This window comes from Nonomuraea diastatica, assembly GCF_004349015.1.
Taxonomy (GTDB): Bacteria; Actinomycetota; Actinomycetes; order Streptosporangiales; family Streptosporangiaceae; genus Nonomuraea; species Nonomuraea diastatica.
Genome location: NZ_SMKP01000354.1, coordinates 1 through 3,793, shown reverse-complemented (window position 1 = coordinate 3,793; position 3,793 = coordinate 1). Strand labels below are relative to the sequence as shown.

General features: G+C 72.0%; 4 protein-coding genes. 2 read left to right on the top strand and 2 right to left on the bottom strand.

All coding sequences use genetic code 11. From position 1 onward, the window contains the following. Together E1294_RS51345 and mihF are read left to right on the top strand one after the other, a co-directional pair. On the top strand, positions 1-640 hold a 640-nt coding region (locus tag E1294_RS51345), incomplete at its 5' end, for an ROK family protein (RefSeq protein ID WP_132520459.1). 606 nt (positions 641-1,246) lie between these two features. Beyond that, entirely contained in the window at positions 1,247-1,552 is a 306-nt protein-coding gene (gene mihF, locus E1294_RS51340) for an integration host factor, actinobacterial type (RefSeq protein WP_043641121.1), read from the top strand. Positions 1,553-1,699: 147 nt separating this feature from the next. On the opposite strand, the gene E1294_RS51335 is transcribed toward mihF, so the two are convergent. Both E1294_RS51335 and E1294_RS51330 read right to left on the bottom strand, forming a co-directional pair. Then, positions 1,700-2,347 (bottom strand): response regulator, encoded by a 648-nt coding sequence (locus E1294_RS51335; RefSeq protein ID WP_132520456.1) that lies wholly within the window; start codon positions 2,345-2,347, stop codon positions 1,700-1,702. Beyond that, positions 2,338-3,585 (bottom strand): sensor histidine kinase, encoded by a 1,248-nt coding sequence (locus tag E1294_RS51330; RefSeq protein WP_132520453.1) that lies wholly within the window; start codon positions 3,583-3,585, stop codon positions 2,338-2,340. The genes E1294_RS51335 and E1294_RS51330 overlap by 10 nt, the downstream gene beginning before the upstream one ends. Between the last annotated feature and the right edge of the window lie 208 nt (positions 3,586-3,793).

Sequence of the window (3,793 nt, the reverse complement as noted above, 5' to 3'; positions counted from 1 at the left end):
GTTGCGAGGGGTGCGGGTGGGGCTGCACCTGCATGTGGACTTCGACCTGGGCGGCGTGCTGGTCGTCGAGGGGCGCCCGCTGGGCGGGGCGAGCGGCACCGGCGCCGAGTTCGGGCACATGCCGCTGGACGGCGGCGACCGGCCCTGCATGTGCGGGGCGATCGGCTGCTGGGGCATGGACGTCGGCGCGAACGCGCTGCTGCGCCACGTCGGCCTGGAGCACGGCGGCGGCCGGGGACGCGGGCAGGCCGAACGCGTGCTGGCCACGAGCGAGGAGGCGGTGGCGGCCAGCGCCGCCGCGCTCGGCCGCGGGATCGCGGCCCTGGTGAACGCCCACGATCCCGAGGTGGTGACCCTGTCGGGCCACGGCGTGGAGCTGGCGGAGCGCGCGGGCGGGATGCTGCTGCGGGCCTGCGAGCCCCGCCTCATGGCGATCCGCCGCGACCCCACGCCCAGGATCGAGGGGTCGGCTCTGGGCTGGCGCGGGGCGCTGCTGGGCGCCATGGAGTCGGTCTTCGACGCTTTCCTGACTCCCGGAGGGCTCGAAAGGTGGCGGGAAGACCACCCTGACCAGGGTCGCGACACGCCCGGCAGGCGAAATGTGACGCATTCCACCCCGCAGGGGGATAAGCCGCTATAGCGCTTCCCGCATCCGAACACGTTTGCGATCTTGTACGTCCCCTGCATGCGGACGGTACAGCGGCGAGGATCCGCCGAGCTGGAGCACCATGATCCGGGCGGCGGAACGCGTGAACCGGGAGCTCACGCCCCCATGGCACAGGCGGCCGTGACGCGGGCGTTCCGGACGTGGGCGGCGGCCTAAGTCGGGCCCGCGGACGGTGCGGGACGTCTGGCGTCTTCCCAGCGTATGGAGGGTGCGGAGGTGTGCCCGCGCCGGGCGGGGCGCGTACCTCGCCGGCCCTGCGCAGGAGGACCGCGGAACCGGCGGGGCCGGCGGCACGCGGCGGCACGCTCTAGGGACCGGCCGGGGACCGGTTCGCCTGCCTCTGAGGTGGCATCCCGCTCCGCGCGGGCTACGGTGAGGAAGAGCGCGTGGTCGGCGGCGTGGGGGCCGGCGAAGGCACGGTCACGCGGGACGCGGCGTGCGCGGAAGCGGCCGCGATGGGGTGGCCGACACGTTGAGCCGGGCGCTTTCCGCAACACGAACCGCTGGTATCCGCCATGATTAGCCACTGCACCACGGGTAACAGAACCCGAACGTAAACTCCCCGAGGAGAGAACAGAGATGGCACTTCCCACTCTCACCCCCGAGCAGCGTCAAGCGGCTCTGGCCAAGGCGGCCGAGGCGCGTGCCGCCCGCACCGCCCTGCTGGCCAAAGTCAAGGCCGGTGAGCTGACGTTCGCTCAGCTGCTCGAGCGCGACGACGACATCGCGAAGAAGATCAAGGTCTCCCAGGCGCTGCGCGCCGTCAAGGGCGTCGGTCCGGCCAAGGCCACCGCGCTGATGGAGGAGGCGGGCGTCGACGAGAAGCGCCGTCTCGGCGGCCTGGGCGCCCAGCAGCGTAAGAAGCTGGTCGACGCGCTCGGCTGACCCCGAGCGGCCAGGTCCGCGCGCAGCGCCGCGCGGACCGGCCAGCCACCCCTCAGCGCGGCCGAGGAGGGACCGGAGAGCGGAGCCGCCCCCGCTCGCCGGCGGGCCGGGGCCGAGGGTGCGGGCGAACCGACAACGACATAAGGGTCAAGACCGCAGGTAGGTCAGCACAGCGAGCACCCGGCGATGCTGGTCGCTGTCCTCCGCGTAGAGGCCGAGCTTGCTGAAGATGTTCCTGATGTGCTTCTCCACGGCTCCGTCACTGATCACGAGCTGCCGCCCGATGGCCGGATTCGACTTCCCCTCGGCCATCAGCCCGAGCACCTCACGCTCACGCGGCGTGAGCTGCGCCAGCGGGTCGTCCTTGCGCCTGCGCACCATCAGCTGGGACACCACCTGCGGATCGAACACGGTGCCGCCGGCGGCCACCCGCCGCAGGCCCTCGAGAAACTCGTCGACATCGACGACGCGGTCCTTCAGCAGGTAGCCGACCGCGCCTCGGGCGTCGGCCAGCAGGTCGTCGGCGTAGGAGACCTCGACATACTGCGACAGGATGAGCACCGGCGCGCCCGGCACCCTGCGCCGCGCCTCGACGGCCGCCCTGAGCCCCTCGTCGGTGAACGACGGCGGCATGCGCACGTCGACCACCGACACGTCGGGCTTGTGCCCGGCGACGGCCTCGACGAGGCCGGGGCCGTCACCGACGGCCGCCACCACCTCGCAGCCGAACTCTTCGAGCAGCCTGACCAGGCCCTCCCTGATCAGGATCGCGTCATCGGCCACGACTACGCGCACGGCACCTCCGCCACGATCGATGTCGGCCCGCCGTCGGGTGACTGGACCGTCAGCTCCCCGTCGACGGCGCGGAGCCGGTCGGCCAGCCCGGCGAGACCATGTCCCTTGGCGACGCTCGCGCCGCCGACACCATCATCCCCGATCGTGAGCATCAGACCATCACCGATGCGGACGAGCTGGACCGTGCAGGTGGTGGCGCGGCTGTGCTTGGCCACGTTCGTGAGAGCCTCGGCGCAGACGAAGTAGACGGCGTTCTCGACCGACGCCTGATAACGCTCGACCGTCTGCACGTCCAGGTCCACCGGGATCGTGCAGCGCCCGGCCAGGGCGGCGAGCGCGGGCGCGAGACCGCGGTCCGACAGGATGGGCGGGGCGATGCCGCGCGAGAGCGCGCGCAGCTCGTCGAGCGTCTCGCGGGTGGCGCCGATCGCCGACTTGAGCGTGGCCTGCGCCGCCTCGGGGTCCTTGGCCAACTGCCGCTGCGCCCTGGACAGCTCCATGGCCAGCGAGACCAGCCGCTGCTGCGGGCCGTCGTGGATGTCGCGCTCCAGCTTGCGCAGCGCGTTGGCCTCCGCTGAGACGGCGGCGGCGCGTCCCTCGGCCAGGTCGTCGATGCGCTCGTGCAGCTCGGCCACGCCGGTGAGCAGCGCCCGGCCGAGCCCGGCCCGCAGCAGCGCCGCCCCGCGCACCATGAACGGCATGAGCACCGTGAAGACCAGGCCGAGGCCGACGTAGAAGACCGAGTTGACGGCGTAGCCGTCGCCGAGGCCGAGCAGCTCGGGCAGCTCTGTGTTGCCGGGGATCCGCGACGTGATGATGCCGTACAGCGGCCAGGTCAGCCCCGCCAGGGGGATCAGCCAGAAGACGAGCGTCAGCACGAACGCCACGATGGCGAACGGCAGACTGACGATACCGTGCAGCAGATCGAGCCAGGACTGCCCGCTGGTCATCGGGTTGACCAGCCGGCGAAACCAGCCCGCGCCGGCCGGGGCCGGCTTGTAGCGGGGCCGCACCGGAGGGCGCTTGAGCACGTCGGACAGCCAGCCGCGCTCCGCGTCGGCGAATCCCCGCGCCATCATCAGCGTGCCGGCCAGGAGCGGCACGCCGAGCCACACGACGAGAGTGCCCGTGCCGGCGGCGAACCCGGCGACCATGAGCACGAAACCTATGACGGTCGTGGGGAAGCCGACCAGCGTGTAACGGGTGTCGAGAAGGACACGCCTCATCAGGGAGCGCATGGCCTCAACCGTATTTCGTCCCGTCGGCCCGGACGAGCGGGTGCACCGGCGTACGGGGGTAGGGCCAGCGCTACCGGAGCCGGTGGTGCGATCTTGACCTCGGCAGGGTGGGCGGCGGCAATGTGCGCGGGCGCCCGCGACGGAAGCCTTGAGTCATCCGTCCCCTGCGAATCGAGGCGCCCCCATGACCGTCCTGCTGTCTCTTATA